Consider the following 19706-nt stretch of genomic DNA (forward strand, 5'->3'; position numbering starts at 1 on the left):
GGTGGTTCAGAGTCGTTTGGGCAGGGGGACGCGCAACAGGTCGCGGGCGACGGTGAGTTCGCCCTCGAAGCCGGCGGCGCGGGCCTGGCGCTCGTAGGCGGACGGGTCGGGGTAGCGCTGGCTGAAATGCGTCAGGACGAGGTGGCGCACACCCGCGTCGATCGCCACCCGGGCTGCCTGACCCGCCGTCAAGTGCCCGTGGTCGGTGGCGAGCCGCTCGTCCTCGTCGAGGAAGGTCGACTCGATGACGAGCATGTCGCACCCCTCGGCGAGCGCGTGCACGCCGTCGCAGAGGCGGGTGTCCATCACGAAGGCGAAGCGCTGCCCGCGCCGTACCTCGCTGACCTCGTCGAGGGTGACGGCGCCGAGACGGCCTTCCTTCTGGAGCCGTCCGACGTCGGGGCCCTTGATGCCGTGCGCGGCGAGCCGCTCGGGCAGCATCCGGCGCCCGTCGGGCTCGGTGAGGCGGTAGCCGTACGACTCGACGGGGTGCGAGAGCTTCGCCGCGTCGAGGGTGTACGAGGGCGTCACGGCCAGCGGCCCGTCCGCGGCGACCGGCACCTCACCGAGGGGAACGGTCTCGCGGTAGGCCGTCGCGTACCGCAGCCGGTCGAAGAAGTGCTGTCCGGACGCCGGGTAGTGGGCGGTGACGGGGTGCGGGACCCGGTCGAGGTTGATGCGCTGGATCACCCCGGCGAGGCCCAGGGAGTGGTCGCCGTGGAAGTGCGTGACGCAGATCCGGTGCAGGTCGTGGGCGGCGACCCCGGCGCGCAGCATCTGGCGCTGCGTGCCCTCGCCGGGGTCGAACATGATGCCCTGGCCGTCCCAGAGCAGGACGTAGCCGTTGTGGTTGCGGTGGCGGGTCGGGACCTGGCTCGCGGTGCCGAGCACCACCAGTTCACGTACGGACAAGGAGTGCGGCCCCGCTATCCGGGCGGCCACTGGAGGCCGCGGCCGCCCAGGACGTGCGCGTGCGCGTGCCAGACGGTCTGGCCGGCGCCGGACCCGGTGTTGAAGACGATGCGGTAGCTGTCGGCCTTCTCCTGGGCGGCGACCTCGCCCGCCTCGCGGAGCACGTCCGCGGCGACCTGCGGCTCGGCGGCGGCGAGCGACGCGGCGTCCGGGTGGTGCGCCTTGGGGATCACCAGGACATGGGTGGGCGCCTGCGGGTTGATGTCGCGGAAGGCCACGGTCGTCTCGGACTCCCGGACGATCGTCGCCGGCACCTCACCCGCGACGATCTTGCAGAACAGGCAGTCGCTTTGCGCTTCGCCCGCCATGGGCCGCCTCCTAGAACGGAAAAGATCAGTACCTCCGGCATGCTATCGGCCGCCGGTCCGCGAGCCGGGGCAAGGTCACCGGCCGCCGGGCACCGTCGGCGCCTTCTTCGCCGGGTTCTGGGCCAGCGCGGCCAGCGCGATGCGCACCGCCTCGTCCAACTGCGGGTCGCGGCCCGCCACGTGGTCCTCCGGGGTGACGACGACCTCCACGTCCGGGTCGACCCCGTGGTTCTCCACGCCCCACTCCTCGCCCTCCAGCCAGAACGCGAACTTCGGCTGGGTCACCAGCGTCCCGTCGACCAGGTGGTAGCGGCTGTCGATGCCGACGACGCCGCCCCAGGTGCGCGTCCCCACCACGGGGCCGATGCCGAGCGCCCTGATCGCGGCGTTGACGATGTCGCCGTCTGAGCCGGAGAACTCGTTGGCGACGGCGACGACGGGGCCGCGCGGCGCGTCCATGGGGTAGCTGAGGGGGCGCGAGCCGCGGGGCAGGTCCCAGCCGACGACGCGGCGCGCCAGTTTCTCCACGACGAGCTGCGAGGTGTGCCCGCCGCGGTTCTCCCGCACGTCCACGACCAGGCCCTCGCGGGCCACCTCGATCCGCAGGTCGCGGTGGATCTGCGCCCAGCCGGGCGCCTGCATGTCGGGCACGTGGAGGTAGCCGAGGCGGCCGCCGGAGCGTTCGTGGACGTACGCCCGCCGGCCGGCGACCCACGCGTGGTAGCGCAGCGGCTCCTCGTCGTCGACGGGGATCACCACGGCGTGCCGCGGGTCGCCGCCGCCGGACGGCGAGACGGTCAGCTCGACGGGTTTGCCCGCGGTGCCCACGAGCAGCGGGCCCGGCCCCGCGACCGGGTCGACGGGCCGGCCGTTCACCTCGATGACGGCGTCCCCGGGGCGGACGGCGACGCCGGGCGCGGCGAGCGGCGACCGCGCGGACGGGTCGGAGGTCTCCGAGGGCAGGATGCGGTCGATGCGCCACAGGCCGTCGGTGCCACGCGAGAGGTCCGCGCCGAGGAGCCCCTGGCGGTGGGCGCCGCCCGCGCCGCCGGGGATGACGTACGCGTGGGACGTGCCGAGTTCGCCGTGCACCTCCCACAGCAGGTCGACGAGGTCGTCGTGGGTGGCGACGCGGGCGAGGACGGGGCGGTAGCGGTCCAGGACGGCGTCCCAGTCGACGCCGCCCATGTCGGCCCGCCAGAAGTTGTCCCGCATGAGGCGGCCCGTCTCCTCGTACATCTGGCGCCACTCGGCGGCCGGGTCGACGGTGTGGTGGACCCGGGAGAGGTCGACGGTGAGGTTCGAGTCGCTGTCCTCGTCGCCGGAGGCCCGCCGGTCGCCGGGGACGACCTTCAGCTTGCCGTCGGTCCACAGCAGCACCCGCTTGCCGTCGCCGGTGACGGCGAAGTGGTCGGCGTCCGCGGCGAGTTCCTCGACGCGGTGCCGGGCGAAGTCGTACCGCTCGAGCTCCGTCTTCGGGTCGGGGTCGTGCGGGGTGGCGCGGGAGGCGCCGAGGACGCCGCGGACCGGGTGGCGCAGCCAGAGCAGCCCGTCCTTGGCGGCCCGCAGCGTGCTGTAGCGGGCGGCCTCGACGGGGAAGGGCACGATGCGGTCGGCGAGTCCGTCGAAGTCGATGCGGGTGACGGGGGCGCCCTCGCTCTCGGGCGTCTCGCCGCCCGCGCCGTCCTGCGCGTCGAAGGGTCTGCCGTGCCGCTGCGGGCCAAAGGGGGACGGGGTGGCCGCGGCGAGGGTGATCAGGTGCGGGCGGCAGCCGCCGACGAAGGCGAGGTCGAAGACGTGCTCGTCGTAGACCGGGTCGAAGGCGCGGGCGGAGAGGAACGCCAGGTGCTTGCCGTCGAGGGTGAACGCGGGCGCGTAGTCCCTGAAGCGCAGCGGGGTCGCCTCGAAGACCGACAGGTCGGCGGTGTTGGCGAGCTTGAGCTGGCGCAGCGGGCGCGGTCCCGGATGCGACCAGGCGAGCCAGGCGGAGTCGGGCGAGAAGACGAGTCCGGTGGCCTCGCCGTCGTCGCCGCGGTCGACCTCGCGGACCTCGCCGCTCTCCCGCTCCACGAGCAGGACGCGGCCGTCGTGCGAGGCGACGGCGGCGCGGGAGCCGTCGGGGGCCATGGCGAGGGAGAGGACCCGGCCGAGCTGTCCGGCGGCGAGCCTGCGGGGGGTGGCGCCGGGCGCGGTGCCGGTGGCCGGGGCGAATTCGAGCGCCTCGTCGCCCTCGGCGTCGGTGACCCAGACGACGTGTTCCTCGCCCTGGACGCGGAAGGTGCGGGGCAGCCGGGCGCGGACGCCGTGCTCGGCGGCGAGGGCCCGGGCGGGGCCTTCGCGGTGCGTGACCCAGTGCACGGAGCCGCGCACGGAGACGGCGCTGCCGCGTCCCGTGTGATCGGGCGCGGCGGCGCCGAACCAGCGGGCGGCGGAGACGGGGTGCGGCTGCACATCGGTGCGCTGGCCGCCGAGCCGGACGTCCAGGCGGCGCGGCGCGGCGCCCGACAGGTCGTCCAGGAGCCAGAGTTCACCGGCCGACGCGTAGACGACGCGGGTGCCGTCGGTGGCGGCGTGGCGCGCGTAGAAGCCGTCGACGGGCGTGTGCCCGCGCAGGTCGGAGCCGTCGGGCAGCGAGGAGTAGAGGGCTCCGACGCCTTCGTGGTCGGAAAGGAAGGCGATGCGCTCGCCGGCCCAGAGCGGGTACTCGATGTTCCCTTCGAGCTCTTCGTGGACGCGTACGAAGGGGGGCTCGTCGTCCCCGCCGGGCCGCCGGATCCACAGCTTGCCCGCGGTGCCGCCCCGGTACCGCTTCCACCAGGCGGCCTCGCGGCCCATCGGGGCGGAGAGCAGCAGCACCTGCCCGTCGGGCCCGTGCGCCGCGTCGCCGACCACGCCGTACGGCAGGGTGTCCGCGGGTCCGCCGTCGAGCGGCACGGCCCGCGCCCAGGTGCGGCGCAGCGAGGCCTGTCCCTCGGCGCTGACGGCGAGGACCCGCCCGTCGGGGGTCCAGCCGCGGACTGCGGTCTTCGGGTTGCCCCAGTACGTCAGGCGCCGGGACGGGCCGCCGTCGAGTGGTGCGACGTGCACCTCGGGGGCTCCGTCGCGGGTGGAGGTCCAGGCGACGGTGGTGCCGTCCGGGGAGATGCGCGGGTGGCTCACGGGCATGTTGTCGGCGCTGATCCGCCAGGCGCGGCCACCGTCGAGGGGCGCGGCCCAGACGTCGTCCTCGGCCGTGAAGACGGTCAACTCGCCGTGGACGTGCGGGAACCGGAGATACGCACAGTGCGCTGCCTCTGTCACGGCGACCAGCCTAGGCAGGCGCCGGGCGGCCCGGGAGCGGTTCGGATCACTTGCCCGGGGGCCGCCCGGACGCGCCGCCGTCTCATTTGCCGGGCAGGCAGGTGCAGGTCGGCTGGGGCGGCGGGTCCGCGGTGACGGTCACGGTGACGGTGGCGGTGGGGGCGGGCTGCCCGTGGGAGGGCGGCGGCCGGTGGGAGGTGGGCGGGCCGGACGGCTTGCCGCCCCCGCAGTCGCCGAGGACGTCGACGCGGAACCGCTGCCTGCCGTCCACCGTGGCCCTGAGGTTGCCGCGCACGCAGTCCCCGTCGACGAGGGAGCGCACGGTGCCCTTGATGGTGATGTCCTTGCCGCCGTCGGTCTCGCCCCGGCAGTCCACGTCGACCGCCGCCCCGGACCGCCCGGACCCGTTCCCGTCGCGCGGGGTGGCCTTGGCCCGGAAGCGGGCGGTGCAGCTGAGCCACGCCACGTCGGCGTGCTGCCGCTCCAGCGCCCTGGTCCCGACCTGGTCGGTGGTGAGCGCCACCGCGGAGGTGTTCAGCCCGCCGTCCACCGGATCGCACGCGGCGACGCCGAGCACGGCGGCGCCGGCCAGCCCGACGGCGTACAGCAGAGCAGGACGCCGGGCCGCCGCGCCCCGGCCGCGCAATCGCCTTGATGCCCCCATGGGCGGCAGAGTGCCACCGCACGCGCCGGTGCGATAGACCGCTTGCGGCCATGTGCCCCCGTACGTCCGGGAATCCGCGGGCCCGGGCGCGCGGGCGGGGAGGTCAGCCGCGGAGCAGCAGCCACTCCTGGAGCTCCACCACGTTCCCCTCGGGGTCCTTGAGGTGGGCCACCCGCATGCGGTCGGTGAGGGGGGCGGGCCCGTGTGCGAGGACGGCGCCGCGTCCCACGATCTGCGCGCAGTACGCGTCCAGGTCGTCGACCCGCAGCACCACAAGCGAGCGGTGCCCGGTCGCCTCATCGGCCAGCTCGCCGAGGAGTCCGGCCATCATCGCCCGGTCCTGCAGCGCGATGCCCGCGGAACCGGCGGCCGGGCTGAACTTCTCGTACGGCCCTTCCTCGGCGCCCGACTGGGGCTTCAGGCCCAGCACTTCACCGTAGAAGCGGTAGCAGGCGGTGAAGTCCGTGACGAGCAGCCGGACTTGGGCGAGTTCCACGACAGCCTCCAGAGGGTTCGGTCACGACCAGCGGCCCGTGCGCCCGAGCAGCAGCGCGGTCGCCGCCGTCCCGGCCGTCGAGGTGCGCAGCACACTGCGCCCGAGCCGGTACGGTTTGGCGCCGGCCGCCGCGAAGGCCGCCAGCTCGTCCGGGGCGACGCCCCCTTCGGGGCCGACCACCAGCACGATGTGCCCGGCGGCCGGAAGGTCCGCCGTGGCCAGCGGTTCGCTGCCCTCCTCGTGCAGGACGGCCGCGAAGTCGGCGTCCGCGAGGAGGGCGGCGACCTGCTTGGTCGACGCGGCGTCGGCGACCTCCGGGAAGCGGACGCGGCGCGACTGCTTGCCCGCCTCACGCGCGGTCGCCCGCCACTTGGCGAGCGCCTTGAGACCGCGCTCGCCCTTCCACTGCGTGATGCAGCGCGAGGCGGTCCACGGGACGACGGCGTCGACGCCGGTCTCCGTCATGGTCTCCACGGCCAGCTCGCCGCGGTCGCCCTTGGGCAGGGCCTGCACGACGGTGATACGGGGCGACTGCGGGGCCTCCTCGGCCACCGGGCCCAGCTCCAGGACCAGCCTGTCCTTGCCCTCGGTGGCGGCGACCACGCCCGGCGCCCAGCGGCCGGCGCCGTCGGTCAGGACGACGTCCTCACCGGCGCGCAGCCGCTTCACGGAGACGGCGTGCCGGCCCTCGGGCCCGTCCAGCACGAGGCGTCCGTCGCCGCCCGCGGTGAAGTCATGGACGACGAAGACGGGGGCGGTCACGCGGCACCGCCTTCCGTCAACGCGGCCTTCGCCTCGGCCAGTTCGGCCGCGAGCACCTCCACCAGCTGTCCGGCGGGCAGCTCCCTGGCGAGCCGGTGGCCCTGTCCGGCCCAGAGCGCCATGGCCTGCGCGTCACCGGCCTTCGCCGCGGCCTTGCGCAGACCGCTGGTGAGGTGGTGGACCTGGGGGTAGGCGGCGGGGGCGTACGGGCCGTGCTCCCGCATGAAGCGGTTGACGAGGCCGCGCGCGGGGCGGCCGGAGAACGCCCGGGTCAGCTCGGTCCGCACGAAGAGCGGATTGGTCATGGCCTGCTTGTGCAGGGGGTTGGCGCCCGACTCAGGGGTGACCAGGAACGCGGTGCCGAGCTGCGCCGCCTCCGCGCCGGCCGCGAGGACGGCGGCGATCTGCGCGCCCCGCATCAGCCCGCCGGCGGCGACCAGCGGGATCTGCGCGGTCTCGCGGACCTGCGTGATCAGGGAGAGCAGCCCGATCCCGGCACCGTCGGCCTCGGGGTTGTCCTTGTGCGTCCCCTGGTGGCCGCCCGCCTCGACGCCCTGCACGCAGACGGCGTCCGCGCCGGCCCACTGGGCGGTCTGGGCCTCCTCGGCCGTGGTGACGGTGACGACGGTCAGGGTACCGACGCGCGCGAAGGCGTCGAGGACGTCGCGGGTGGGACAGCCGAAGGTGAAGGAGACGAGCGGCACCGGGTCGTCGAGCAGGATCGCGAGCTTGGCGTCGTACCCGTCGTCGCGCCCGCTGTCCGGGTCGCCGAGCTGCGTCTCGTACCAGGTCGCCTCGCCGGCGAGCTGGCTGCGGTAGACCTCGACGGCGGCGGCGTCGGCGTACTCGGGCTGCGGCATGAAGAGGTTGACGCCGAACGGCCGTGAGGTCAGCCCGCGCAGCTGTTTGATCTCCTGGTACATCCCGTCGGCGGTCTTGTACCCGGCGGCGAGGAACCCGAGCCCGCCGGCCTCGGCGACGGCCGCGGCCAACTGCGGACCGGAGGCCCCACCCGCCATGGGGGCCTGCACGATCGGATGGCGGCAGAGATCGGTCAGTGCGGAGCTCATGCACGCATCGTGCCACGCGCCTCACCCCGCACCGAATCGCGCACCCCGCACCGGGCGTGCGCCGCCCCGTCTGCCGCGGTCACCCACCGGCGGCTGCGGGCCGTCCCGGGTTGCTCGCGCAGTTCCCCGCGCCCCTGAAGGCCGCTGCGCGGCCCCTTTAGGGGCGCGGGACGGTTGTCTTTAGGGGCGCGGGGAACTGCGCGACCAGCCCCCACGCACCCGCGGAGGACGACGAAGCCCCCGGCAGCGGAACGAACCGTCGCCGGGGGCCGAAGTCACCGCTCAAGGCGCTACCGCCCGTTGAACGCGTCCTTGAGGCGGGAGAACAACCCCTGCTGCCCCGGCTGGAACTGCCCCGTGGGCCGCTCCTCGCCCCGCAGCTGCGCCAGCTCCCGCAGCACCCGCTCCTGCTCGGCGTCGAGCTTGGTCGGCGTGAGCACCTCGACGTGCACGATGAGGTCGCCGCGGCCGCCGCCCCGCAGATGCGTGACGCCACGGCCGTGCAGCGGCACCGACTGACCGGACTGCGTGCCCGGCCGGATGTCGATCTCCTCCAGGCCGTCCAACGTCTCCAGCGGCACCTTCGTGCCGAGCGCCGCCGCCGTCATCGGAATGGTGACGGTGCAGTGCAGATCGTCGCCGCGCCGCTGGAAGACCGCATGCGGCAGCTCGTGGATCTCGACGTACAGGTCGCCGGCGGGGCCGCCGCCGGGGCCGACCTCGCCCTCGCCCGCGAGCTGGATGCGGGTGCCGTTGTCGACACCGGCGGGGATCTTCACGGTGAGCGTCCGCCGCGACCGGATGCGGCCGTCACCGGCGCACTCGGGGCACGGCGTCGGGACGACGGTCCCGAAGCCCTGACACTGCGGGCACGGCCGCGACGTCATGACCTGACCGAGGAAGGACCGCGTGACCTGCGACACCTCACCGCGACCGCGGCACATGTCACACGTCTGGGCGGACGTCCCCGGCGCGGCACCTTCACCGCTGCAGGTCGTACAGACGACCGCCGTGTCGACCTGGAGGTCCTTGGTGGTCCCGAAGGCCGCCTCTTCGAGGTCGATCTCCAGACGGATCATGGCGTCCTGGCCGCGGCGCGTGCGCGAGCGCGGCCCGCGCTGCGACGCCGTCCCGAAGAACGCGTCCATGATGTCGGAGAAGTTGCCGAAGCCGCCGGCGCCGAAGCCACCCGCGCCTCCGCCGCCGCCCGCCTGGGACAGCGGGTCGCCGCCGAGGTCGTAGACCTGCTTCTTCTGCGGGTCCGACAACACCTCGTACGCGGCGTTGATCTCCTTGAAGCGCTCCTGAGTCTTCGGATCCGGATTCACGTCCGGGTGAAGCTCACGCGCCAGCCTCCGGAAGGCCTTCTTGATCTCGTCCTGGGAAGCGTCGCGGCGCACGCCGAGTACGGCGTAGTAGTCCGTGGCCACTTACGACTCCGCCAGGATCTGTCCGACGTAACGTGCCACTGCGCGTACTGCTCCCATCGTTCCCGGATAGTCCATGCGGGTCGGTCCGACCACGCCGAGCTTGGCTACTGCCTCGCTGCCCGAACCGTAGCCGACCGAGACCACGGACGTAGAGCTGAGTCCCTCATGGGCGTTCTCGTGACCGATCCGTACGGCCATGCCCGAATCCTGCACCTCGCCAAGCAACTTGAGGAGTACGACCTGCTCCTCGAGGGCCTCGAGGACGGGCCGGATGGTGAGGGGAAAGTCATGTCCGAAGCGGGTGAGATTGGCGGTGCCGCCGATCATCAGCCGCTCCTCGGTCTCCTCGACCAGCGTCTCGAGGAGGGTCGCGAGGACCGTCGAGACGGTGCCGCGGTCCTCGGTCTCGAAGGCCTCCGGCAGGTCCTGCACCAGCTGCGGCACGTCCGTGAAGCGGCGGCCCGCGACCCGGCTGTTGAGCCGCGCCCGCAGATCCGCGAGCGCGCTCTCGCCGAACGGCGCCGGGCAGTCGATCATGCGCTGCTCGACCCGCCCGGTGTCCGTGATCAGTACGAGCATCAGCCGCGCGGGAGCCAGCGAGAGCAGCTCCACGTGCCGCACCGTCGACCGCGTCAGCGAGGGGTACTGCACGACGGCGACCTGCCGCGTCAGCTGCGCGAGCAGCCGCACCGTGCGCCCCACCACGTCGTCGAGGTCGACGGCGCCGTCGAGGAAGTTCTGGATGGCCCGACGCTCGGGCGCCGTCATCGGCTTGACGCCGGCGAGCTTGTCGACGAAGAGCCGGTAGCCCTTGTCCGTCGGGATGCGCCCGGCGCTGGTGTGGGGCTGGGCGATGAACCCCTCCTCCTCCAGCGCGGCCATGTCGTTGCGGACGGTGGCCGGGGAGACCCCCAGGCGGTGCCGCTCGGTGAGCGCCTTCGATCCGACCGGCTCCTCCGTCCCGACATAGTCGTGGACGATGGCGCGCAGCACTTCGAGCCTGCGTTCACTGAGCATCGCGCACACCTCCAGCTGTCCGTCGTTCGCGACGGGCCCCGGCTTCCCCCGAGCCCCCGCCTGGCACTCACCGAGGGCGAGTGCCAGCCTTTCCAGAGGTCAGTGTACGGCCGCCGGGTACGGGCCCGGCAAGGGCGGACCCTCCTGTGTCGTGCCGGAGCGCCGGGCAGCGGCTGCCGGACACCGCCCGTACGGATAGCGTCACCGTATGGACGTGACGCCGGGATGGGAAGCGGCGGGCTGGGAACGGCTCGCCCCGCGCGTGGGACGGTGCCGACTGCCCGTCTGGGACTGCACGGTGGGGCTCGTCGTCGGCGACGAGGCCGCCCTCATGATCGACGCGGGGTCGAGCCTGGCCGAGGGCGCGGCCCTGCGCACCCGGGCCCGCACGATCATGGGCGGCGCCCGCCGTGTGACGCACCTCGCGCTGACACACCCGCACTTCGACCACGTCCTCGGGGCGCCGGCCTTCGCGGGCGTGCAGGTGTACGGCGCGGTGGGCATCGAGACGGTCCTCACACACGGCCGCGAGGAGTTGCGGGCGGACGCGGTACGGCACGGCCTCGACGCGGACGCGGCGGCCGAGGCTGCCGACCTCCTGGTCCATCCGCACCACGCGGTGTGCGGGGAGTGGACGCTGGACCTCGGCGGCCCGCAGGTCCTGCTCGCCAACATCGGACCCGGGCACTCCGCCCACGACCTGGTGGTCCTTGTGCCGGGCACCGACGGCGGGCGGGAAGTCGTCTTCTGCGGCGACCTGGTCGAGGAGTCCGGCGAACCGCAGGCCGGCGAGGACGCGGCACCCCGGCACTGGCCGGCGGCGCTCGACCGGCTCCTGGAACTGGGCGGCGAGGACGCGGTGTACGTGCCGGGGCACGGCGCGGCGGTCGACGCGGCCTTCGTCCGCGCACAACGCGCCACACTGGCGGCCCGCTTCGGCGTGTCGTGAGGACGAGCGGGTCCGCTCTTCCTATCGTCGGCAGAATGCGCCAGTACTCCGCCGATCTCACGCCTCCCTGGAAGAAGCCCAAGCCCGTGCCCGAGGTGGCGGCCGACGCCGGCCTCGTGGTCGAGGAGCTGAGCACGGGGTTCTGCGGGGCGGTGATCCGCTGCGAGAAGACGGCGCAGGGCCCGACGGTGACGCTGGAGGACCGCTTCGGCAAGCACCGCGTCTTCCCGATGGAGCCGCGCGGCTTCCTCCTGGAGGGCAGGCCGGTCACGCTGGTCCGCCCCACGGCCCAGGCCCCGGTACGCCCGTCGCGCACCGCGTCCGGCTCCGTGGCCGTCCCGAACGCGCGCGCCAGGGTCGCCCGCGCGGGCCGCATCTACGTGGAGGGCCGCCACGACGCCGAACTCGTCGAACGGGTCTGGGGCGACGACCTGCGCGTCGAGGGCGTCGTCGTCGAGTACCTGGAGGGCATCGACGACCTCCCCGCGATCGTCGCCGAATTCGCCCCCGGCCCCGACGCACGGCTCGGCGTCCTCGTGGACCACCTGGTCCCCGGCTCCAAGGAGTCCCGCATCGCCGCGTCGGTCACCAGCGACCACGCGCTGGTGGTGGGCCACCCCTACATCGACGTGTGGGAGGCGGTGAAGCCGTCCTCGGTCGGCATCGCCTCCTGGCCACGGGTGCCGCGGGGCCAGGACTGGAAGAAGGGGGTCTGCGCGGCGCTGGGCTGGCCGGAGAACACGGGGGCCGCGTGGCAGCGGATCCTGGGCTCGGTGCGCAGCTACAAGGACCTGGAGCCGGCGCTCCTGGGCCGCGTAGAAGAACTAATCGACTTCATCACCCTCCCCTGAGCCCCGGGGGGGCGGGGGGCTCCCCCGTGCGGGGCCGGGGCAGCGACTGCCGGCGGCAGCTGCCCCCGCCGGGTCGCAGGCGCGTACGAGACGGGAGGGGACGTGGGGGTTTGTGCGAACGGAGCACCGAGCAAACGCTAGCGCCTTTGTTCGTGCAGCGTGGCGCAGGGATAGCGAGTACGCACACACCCCCGCGGCCCCGCCCCCACAACCGAACCCAAGGCGCAGACACCAGCCCAAGCGCAGCCGCACCCCCAACCGACCCAAGGCGCTGACACCCGCCCAAGCCCACCCGCACCCACAACCGAACCCAGGCGCCCCGCCCGAAAGCGCCCCCACCCCAAAACGCCCCACCAGCCCTAGTCCACCAGGTCCCGCACCACCGCGTCCGCCAGTAGCCGTCCCCGGAGCGTCAGCACCGCCCTCCCCGACTCCCACGGCCCGCCCTCCAGCAGCCCCTCCCCCAGCGCCCGGCGCGCAGCCGCGAGGCCGGGCTCCTTCAGGAGACTCAGCGGACACCCCTCCCGAAGCCGCAGCTCCAGCAGGATCCGCTCCACCCGCCGGTCCTCAGCGGAGAGCAGCTCCCGCCCCGCCCCCGGCGACCGCGCCCCCGCCAGCGCTCCCGCGTACGCCCCCGGATGCTTGACGTTCCACCACCGCACGCCGCCCACGTGACTGTGGGCCCCGGGCCCGGCCCCCCACCAGTCGGCACCCCGCCAGTACAGCTCGTTGTGCAGGCACCGCCCGCCCTCGGACGTGGCCCAGTTGGAGACCTCGTACCACTCGAATCCCGCACCGCCCAGCACCTCGTCGGCGATGAGGTACCGGTCCGCGTGCACGTCGTCGTCCGTCATCGGAACCTCGCCGCGCCGGATCCGCCGCGCCAGCTGCGTCCCCTCCTCGACGATCAGCGCATAGGCGCTGACATGGTCGGGCCCGGCCCCGATCGCCGCGTCCAGCGACGCCCGCCAGTCGTCGTCCGACTCTCCCGGCGTGCCGTAGATCAGGTCGAGGTTCACGTGCTCGAACCCCGCCGCCCGCGCCTCGGCGACGCAACGCTCGGGCCGCCCGGGCGTGTGCGTGCGGTCGAGGATCTTCAGCACGTGCTGCTTCGCGCTCTGCATGCCGAAGGAGACGCGGTTGAACCCGCCCTCCCGCAGCTCGCCCAGGTACGCCGCGTCGACCGATTCGGGGTTCGCCTCGGTGGTGATCTCCGCGTCGTCCGCGAGCCCGAACTCGTCCCGTACGGCACCCAGCATGCGTACGAGGTCGCGCGCGGCGAGCAGCGTCGGCGTACCGCCTCCGACGAACACGGTCCGCACCGGCCGCGGATCGTCCCCGAGGACCTTGCGCGCGAGCCGTACCTCGTCGATCAGGGTGTCCGCGTAGTTGTCGCGGGAGGCGAGCACACCGCCGGAGCCGCGCAGCTCGGTCGCGGTGTAGGTGTTGAAGTCGCAGTAGCCGCAGCGCGTGGCGCAGTACGGGACGTGCAGGTAGAAGCCGAGTGGGCGCGAGGCCGCGCCGGCCAGGGCGGACGCGGGCAGCGCTCCGTCCTCGGGCATGGGCTCACCATCGGGCAGTGCGGAAGGCATGCCTTCCATTGTCCCGCACCCCGGGAACACCTCTCCCCCTCACCGAGCCGCCCCCTCAGCGCGCCCGCAGCACCAGCAACGCCAGATCGTCGTCCGGCGGCCGCTCGGAGAACTCGTGGACGAGCCGCCTGATCCGCTCCGCGACGAGCGCCGCGTCGAGCCCCACGCAGCCGGCCAGCGCCTGGGCGAGGCCGTCGCCGTCGTCGAACAGGAGCCGTTCCGAGCGGCGCTCGGTCACCCCGTCCGTGACGCACAGGAGCGTCTCGCCGGCCCGCAGCTCGAAGCTCTCGCTCGTGTACGTCTCGTCGTCGACGACCCCCAGCAGCATCTGCGGAGTGGCCGCCTCCCGCACCTTGCCCTCGGGTGACATCAGGAGCGGCAGCGGATGCCCGGCGCAGGCGATGGTGCAGCGCACGCCCCCTTCGTAGGGGACGAGCTCGCCGTACAGGAGGGAGAGGAAGCGCGAGGTCGGCCCGTCGGGCGGGACGCCCTGGCCGCCCGCCACCGCGACGACCGCCGCCGCCGCGTCCGCCGCCTCGGTCGCGTCGTCGAGGAGCAGTTGGTTGAGCCGGTCCATGACCTCCGCGACCTGGTAGCCCTCGCGGGCGAGCAGCCGCAGCCACGGCCGGGCGAGACCGATGACGACGGCCGCCTCCGGCCCCTTGCCCTGGACGTCGCCGAGCGCGAAGCACCAGCGGCCCTCGCCCGCCTGGAAGACGTCGTAGAAGTCGCCGCCGGGGCCGCCCTTGTCCCGCGGCTCGTACACCAGGCCGCTCTCCACGCCGGGGATCTCCGCGACCTTGCTGGGCAGCAGGCCGCGCTGGAGCACCTGGCTGATGTTGGCCTGGCGCTGGTATCGGCGGGCGGTGCTGATGGCGAGCGCGACCCGGCGGGTGAAGTCCTCGACGAGGCCTGTGACCTCGTCGGCGAAGCGGATCAGGCCGGCTCGTCCGATGACGAGAGTGCCGAGGGCGCGCCCGCCCGCGGTCAGGCGGTACGCGAGGGCCGCGCCGGAGGCATCCGCCCCGCCCGTCGTCCCCTCGCCAGGCCAGGGGACGGGGAAGGCACCCGAGCCCGCCGCGTCGGGCAGCCGCGGCGGCTCCTTCTCCAGGACGCGGCGGAGTTCCTCTATGCGGTGCTCGCTGCTGTGCCAGACGCGGGCGAGGCGCGCCCCGGAGCCGCTCGCCGGGCCGCGCCCGGAGCCTTCCGAGGCGTCTTCAAGCCACACCGCGCACCAGTCGGCGAGGCGGGGCACGAGGAGCTGTCCTGCGAGGGCGGCCACCAGGTCCTCGTCGAACTGTCCGGCCAGCAGGTCGGAGGCCTCGGCGAGGAAGGTGAGGGCGCCGCGGTTGACCCACTCCGTGTCGTGCGGGGCGCGCTTCGGCAGCGGGGCGAGGATCTCGGCGGCGCGCAGTCCGCGCTGGAGCGCGTGCTCGCTCGCGTACGCCTCGATCTCGCGGCCCGCCTGGACGCCGTCGACCGGCAGCCTGGCCCAGACGGTCTTGGTGCCGGGGCGGTAGGTGATGCCCCACGACTCGGAGAGGGTCGCGACGAGTTGCAGGCCGCGGCCGTACTCGGGGGTGCCGGTCGGCAGCGGGCGCTGTTCGCTGCGGACCGCGCGGGAGGGGTGGTGGTCGGAGACCTCGATGACGACGGTGTCCGTGTTCTCGCCCGGTACCGCCTCGTCGAGTCGGCACAGCAGTTCGACCGCCGTGCCCGCGTGCACGACGGCGTTGGTCGTCAACTCGCTGACGAGCAGCACCGCGTCGTCGGCCAGCCGGTCGGTGAAGCCCGCGGTCGCGGGCGCCCCGAGCTCGGTCCAGTCGGCGAGGGCGGCCCGCACGAATTTGCGGGCGGCGGCGGGCGCAAGCGGGTTTCCGGGCAGTGACGTGCGCACCACCATCGGCGGCCCGGCACGGTCCGGGCCCGGGGCGGGAGACCGGAATTCGGTCTCCCGTTGTGTCGGAATGGACCCCACGGTGCGGCTCCTGAGCAGTTCGGGCGATTACGCCTCAGGCAACACCGACAGAGTGACAGACTGACCTCGCCCATAAGCGCCGAGTTACTGAAGTGGGCCGTTATGAGTGAGAACAGTGCTATGCCTGTGCTGGAAGAGGGCCGGATCCCGGCGCCCGCACAGAGCGTCGATTCCGGTACGGATCCGGCCATGTGCCAGTTGCGCCCGCTTCTCGCCGCCATGCGGGCCGCGCGGGACGGGGACTTCACCAAGGTCGCTCCGGTCGGCGAGGGCATGACCGCCGAGCTGTACGCGGTCTTCAACGAGATGCTCGACCGTTCGCTCCACTTCGACGCCGAACTCGTCCGCGTGCGGCGCGAGATCATACGTCATGGCCGGCTGGACGAGCGGTTCGCCGCGAGTCCGGGACAGGGCCGCTGGGCGGCGCGCGTGTCGGAGGTCAACACGCTGCTCGACGCGCTGGTCGCGCCGGCGGCCAACGCCACCCGGGTCCTGAACGCGGTGGCGGGCGGCGACCTGACGCAACGCGTCGACCTGCACGACGGCACGCGTGAGCTGCGCGGCGATCTGCGCCGCCTGGGCCGTGCCGTCAACACGATGGTCGATCAGCTGTCCCTCTTCACGGGTGAAGTCACGCGCGTCGCCCGCGAGGTCGGGACGGAGGGGCGGCTCGGCGGTCGCGCCAAGGTGCGCGGGCTCTCCGGCAGTTGGCGGGACGTGACGGAGGCCGTCAACACGATGGCGTCGCGGCTCACCGCCCAGGTGCGCGACATCGCGCTGGTGACGACGGCGGTGGCGCAGGGCGACCTGACCCGCACGGTCACGGTCGAGGCGACCGGTGAGCTCCTCGAACTGAAGCTGACCGTGAACACGATGGTGGAGCAGCTCTCCGCGTTCGCCGCCGAGGTGACGCGGGTGGCCCGCGAGGTCGGCACGGAGGGCCAGTTGGGCGGGCGCGCCCAGGCGCGCGGGGTGTCGGGCGTCTGGAAGGACCTCACCGACAACGTCAACTTCATGGCGTCGAACCTCACCTCCCAGGTGCGGAACATCGCCCAGGTCACCACCGCCGTCGCCAACGGCGACCTGAGCCAGAAGATCACCGTGGACGCCCGGGGCGAGATCCTGGAGCTGAAGTCGACGGTGAACACGATGGTGGACCAGCTGTCCGCCTTCGCCGACGAGGTCACCCGCGTCGCCCGCGAGGTCGGCACCGAGGGGAATCTGGGCGGGCGCGCTCAGGTGCGGGGCGTCTCCGGCGTCTGGAAGGACCTCACCGACAACGTCAACTTCATGGCGGACAACCTCACCTCCCAGGTGCGGAACATCGCGCTCGTCTCGACGGCCGTCGCCCAGGGCGACCTCGGCAAGAAGATCACCGTCGAGGCGAAGGGCGAGATCCTGGAGCTGAAGTCGACGATCAACACGATGGTCGACCAGCTGTCCGCCTTCGCCGACGAGGTCACCCGCGTCGCCCGCGAGGTCGGCACCGAGGGCAACCTCGGCGGCCAGGCGCAGGTCCGCGGCGTGTCGGGCGTCTGGAAGGACCTCACCGACAACGTCAACTTCATGGCGTCGAACCTCACCTCCCAGGTGCGGAACATCGCCCAGGTCACCACCGCCGTCGCCAACGGCGACCTCTCCAAGATGATCACGGTGACCGCACGCGGCGAGATCCTGGAGCTGAAGGACACCGTCAACACCATGGTGGAGCAGTTGCGCGCCTTCGCCGACGAGGTGACCCGCGTGGCCCGCGAGGTCGGCACGGACGGCAGGCTCGGCGGGCGCGCGCAGGTCCTCGGCGTGTCCGGTGTGTGGAAGGACCTCACCGACAACGTCAACTACATGGCGGACAACCTCACCGGCCAGGTCCGCAACATCGCGCAGGTCGCGACCGCCGTCGCCCAGGGCGACCTCTCCAAGAAGATCGACGTGGACGCGCGCGGCGAGATCCTGGAGCTGAAGACCACCATCAACACCATGGTGGACACGCTCTCCTCGTTCTCCTCCGAGGTCACCCGCGTCGCCCGAGAGGTCGGCTCCGAGGGCCAGCTGGGCGGCCAGGCCCGGGTCGAGGGCGTCTACGGCACCTGGAAGCGCCTGACGACGAACGTGAACGAGCTGGCGCTGAACCTCACCACGCAGGTCCGCGCCATCGCCGAGGTGGCCTCCGCGGTGGCGCAGGGCGACATGACCCGCTCGATCACCGTGGAGACCCGCGGCGAGGTCTCCGAGCTGAAGGACAACATCAACCTCATGGTCTCCAACCTCCGCGAGACCACCCGTGCCAAGGACTGGCTGGAGTCCAACCTCGCCCGTCTGGCCGGCCTGATGCAGGGCCACCGCGACCTGATGGAGGTCGCCGACCTGATCCTGCGCGAGCTGACGCCGCTGGTGAACGCGCAGTACGGCGCGTTCTTCCTCGCCGACCCGGACACGGCGGAGTCCCCGGCGCCCACCCAGGTCACCGCCAAGGGGCTCGCCTTCATCGCCGGGTACGGCGCGGCGCAGGACTCGGTCGTCGACACCGGCGGGATGCCCGCGCAGGGCCTGGTGCGCCAGGCGGCCCTGGAGAAGAAGCGGATCCTCGTCGAAGAGGTCCCGCCGGACTACATCAAGATCCACTCGGGGCTCGGCGACGCGGCCCCCGCCACGGTCGTCATCATCCCGATCCTCTTCGAGGACAAGCTGCTCGGCGTCATCGAGCTGGCCACGTTCTCCCGCTTCTCCGACGTCCACCTGGCCTTCTTCGACCAGTTCGTGAACACCATCGGCGTCGCGATCAACACCATCATCGCCAACTCCCGTACGGAGTCCCTGCTCGGCGAGTCGCAGCGCCTCGCCATCCAGCTCCAGGAACGCTCGGACGAACTCCAGCGCCAGCAGGCCGAGCTGCGCCGCTCCAACGCGGAACTGGAGGAGAAGGCCGCGCTGCTCGCGACGAGTTCGCAGTACAAGTCGGAGTTCCTCGCGAACATGTCGCACGAGCTGCGCACGCCGCTCAACTCCCTGCTGATCCTGGCCCGGTTGCTCTCCGACAACCCGGACAACCACCTCTCCGACCAGGAGGTGCAGTTCGCGACGACGATCCACCGGTCGGGATCGGACCTGCTCCAGCTGATCAACGACATCCTGGACCTGTCGAAGATCGAGGCGGGCCGGATGGACGTACGCCCGAAGAAGCTCCCGCTCATCAAGGTCCTCGACTACGTCCACGCGACGTTCCGCCCGCTCACCCTCGACCGCGGTCTCGCCTTCGACGTGTCGGTGGGCGAGGACGTGCCGCGGGAGATGTTCTCGGACGAGCAGCGCCTCCAGCAGATCCTGCGCAACCTCCTGTCGAACGCGGTGAAGTTCACCTCGGCCGGCAAGGTCGAGCTGCGGGTCAGCCGCGTCAAGGAGGCGGCGGGCGACCGGCTGCTCCACGACAACGAGGACCTGCTCTGCTTCGCCGTCACGGACACCGGCATCGGCATCCCGGCCGAGCAACTCCCGGTGATCTTCGAGGCGTTCCAGCAGGCCGACGGGACCACCAACCGCAAGTACGGCGGCACCGGCCTCGGCCTCTCCATCAGCCGTGAGATCGCGGGCCTGCTCGGTGGCCGCATCACCGCGGAGAGCCGCCCCGGCCACGGTTCGACCTTCTCGCTCTACGTCCCCGTGGTGCACCCGGGCCACGGCGCCGCCGCCATCGCGTACGCGGCCTCCCACACCCAGCACCTGCCGGAGCCGGTCGACCAGGCCGTCCAGCGCCCGCACACCGCGCTGGAGCCCGACGACAGCTGGCCCACCCCCAACAAACTGGAGGCGTGGAAAGAGGGGCGGGCTGGGCGCATACTGCCGGGCCGGCGCGTGCTCATCGTCGACGACGACATCCGCAACGTCTTCGCGCTCACCCACGTGCTCAGCCGCGTCGGCATGCCCGTCCTGTACGCGGAGAACGGCCGCGAGGGCATCGAGACGCTGGAGCGCAACCCCGACGTCGACATCGTCCTGATGGACATCATGATGCCGGAGATGGATGGGTACGAGACGATGGCCGCGATCCGGCGCAGCCCCCGCTGGCAGGGCCTGCCGATCGTCGCGCTGACGGCGAAGGCCATGCCCGGCGACCGCGAGAAGGCCATCTCGCAGGGCGCCAACGACTACGTACCGAAACCCGTGGACGTGGACCAGCTGCTCGGTGTCGTCTGCGCCCTCCTCGACCCGGAGGGTGCGGACGACGGCAGCGAGGGCGCCGCGTCCCCCGATCAACGACCCGTCGCCCCGGAACAGCTCTGCGCGGAAGGCGAGTCACCTGTTCCGCCGACCATCGAATGA

The 19706-nt window shown here is 72.9% G+C and carries 14 protein-coding genes; 3 read left to right on the plus strand and 11 right to left on the minus strand.

Annotated features, from left to right (window positions below):
- Positions 1–6: 6 nt before the first annotated feature.
- From ACZ7DY_RS12140 to hrcA, 9 genes are all read right to left on the minus strand, one after another.
- Complete coding sequence (locus ACZ7DY_RS12140) at positions 7–912, minus strand: ribonuclease Z (RefSeq protein WP_471133402.1); 906 nt, start codon at positions 910–912, stop codon at positions 7–9.
- Positions 913–926: 14 nt separating this feature from the next.
- Positions 927–1280: a histidine triad nucleotide-binding protein gene (locus ACZ7DY_RS12145; protein WP_471133405.1), complete on the minus strand. Its 354-nt coding sequence runs from the start codon at positions 1278–1280 to the stop codon at positions 927–929.
- A 75-nt stretch (positions 1281–1355) separates the two neighbouring features.
- Entirely contained in the window at positions 1356–4580 is a 3225-nt protein-coding gene (locus tag ACZ7DY_RS12150) for a S41 family peptidase (RefSeq protein WP_471133408.1), read from the minus strand.
- An 82-nt stretch (positions 4581–4662) separates the two neighbouring features.
- Positions 4663–5244 carry a hypothetical protein gene (locus ACZ7DY_RS12155; RefSeq protein ID WP_471133411.1) on the minus strand — a complete coding sequence of 194 codons (582 nt, stop codon included), beginning with the start codon at positions 5242–5244 and terminating at the stop codon, positions 4663–4665.
- Positions 5245–5347: 103 nt separating this feature from the next.
- Positions 5348–5740 (minus strand): VOC family protein, encoded by a 393-nt coding sequence (locus ACZ7DY_RS12160; RefSeq protein ID WP_471133414.1) that lies wholly within the window; start codon positions 5738–5740, stop codon positions 5348–5350.
- Between the two features lie 21 nt (positions 5741–5761).
- On the minus strand, positions 5762–6502 hold the full coding sequence (locus ACZ7DY_RS12165) for a 16S rRNA (uracil(1498)-N(3))-methyltransferase (RefSeq protein WP_471133416.1): 741 nt from the start codon (positions 6500–6502) through the stop codon (positions 5762–5764).
- On the minus strand, positions 6499–7572 hold the full coding sequence (locus ACZ7DY_RS12170) for a nitronate monooxygenase (protein ID WP_471133419.1): 1074 nt from the start codon (positions 7570–7572) through the stop codon (positions 6499–6501). The genes ACZ7DY_RS12165 and ACZ7DY_RS12170 overlap by 4 nt, the downstream gene beginning before the upstream one ends.
- Before the next feature lie 290 nt (positions 7573–7862).
- On the minus strand, positions 7863–9002 hold the full coding sequence (dnaJ, locus tag ACZ7DY_RS12175) for a molecular chaperone DnaJ (protein WP_471133422.1): 1140 nt from the start codon (positions 9000–9002) through the stop codon (positions 7863–7865).
- A complete protein-coding gene (hrcA, locus tag ACZ7DY_RS12180; protein ID WP_471133425.1) occupies positions 9003–10019 on the minus strand; it encodes a heat-inducible transcriptional repressor HrcA in 1017 nt (338 codons plus the stop codon).
- A 214-nt stretch (positions 10020–10233) separates the two neighbouring features.
- Here hrcA and ACZ7DY_RS12185 point away from each other — a divergent pair, with 214 nt between their 5' ends.
- Positions 10234–10968 (plus strand): MBL fold metallo-hydrolase, encoded by a 735-nt coding sequence (locus ACZ7DY_RS12185; protein WP_471134532.1) that lies wholly within the window; start codon positions 10234–10236, stop codon positions 10966–10968.
- Between the two features lie 35 nt (positions 10969–11003).
- Positions 11004–11819, plus strand: a complete 816-nt coding sequence (locus ACZ7DY_RS12190) for a DUF3097 domain-containing protein (protein ID WP_471133428.1) — start codon at positions 11004–11006, stop codon at positions 11817–11819.
- A gap of 359 nt (positions 11820–12178) precedes the next feature.
- Here ACZ7DY_RS12190 and hemW read toward each other — a convergent pair whose 3' ends face one another.
- A complete protein-coding gene (hemW, locus tag ACZ7DY_RS12195; protein ID WP_471133431.1) occupies positions 12179–13411 on the minus strand; it encodes a radical SAM family heme chaperone HemW in 1233 nt (410 codons plus the stop codon).
- A 55-nt stretch (positions 13412–13466) separates the two neighbouring features.
- The gene (locus ACZ7DY_RS12200; RefSeq protein ID WP_471133434.1) at positions 13467–15389 is read right to left on the minus strand and encodes a SpoIIE family protein phosphatase; all 1923 of its coding nucleotides are present in this window, start codon (positions 15387–15389) and stop codon (positions 13467–13469) included.
- Positions 15390–15608: 219 nt separating this feature from the next.
- Between ACZ7DY_RS12200 and ACZ7DY_RS12205 the strand changes: the two genes are divergently transcribed.
- On the plus strand, positions 15609–19706 hold the full coding sequence (locus tag ACZ7DY_RS12205) for a HAMP domain-containing protein (RefSeq protein WP_471134535.1): 4098 nt from the start codon (positions 15609–15611) through the stop codon (positions 19704–19706).

Source organism: Streptomyces sp. NPDC037013 (genome assembly GCF_055607265.1).

Coding starts and splice junctions, on each gene's coding strand:
- ACZ7DY_RS12205 (WP_471134535.1), top strand. CDS start 15,609: ATGCGGGCCGCGCGGGACGGGGACTTCACCAAGGTCGCTCCGGTCGGC.
- ACZ7DY_RS12190 (WP_471133428.1), top strand. CDS start 11,004: ATGCGCCAGTACTCCGCCGATCTCACGCCTCCCTGGAAGAAGCCCAAG.
- ACZ7DY_RS12170 (WP_471133419.1), bottom strand. CDS start 7,572: ATGAGCTCCGCACTGACCGATCTCTGCCGCCATCCGATCGTGCAGGCC.
- hrcA (WP_471133425.1), bottom strand. CDS start 10,019: ATGCTCAGTGAACGCAGGCTCGAAGTGCTGCGCGCCATCGTCCACGAC.
- ACZ7DY_RS12155 (WP_471133411.1), bottom strand. CDS start 5,244: ATGGGGGCATCAAGGCGATTGCGCGGCCGGGGCGCGGCGGCCCGGCGT.
- ACZ7DY_RS12145 (WP_471133405.1), bottom strand. CDS start 1,280: ATGGCGGGCGAAGCGCAAAGCGACTGCCTGTTCTGCAAGATCGTCGCG.
- hemW (WP_471133431.1), bottom strand. CDS start 13,411: ATGCCTTCCGCACTGCCCGATGGTGAGCCCATGCCCGAGGACGGAGCG.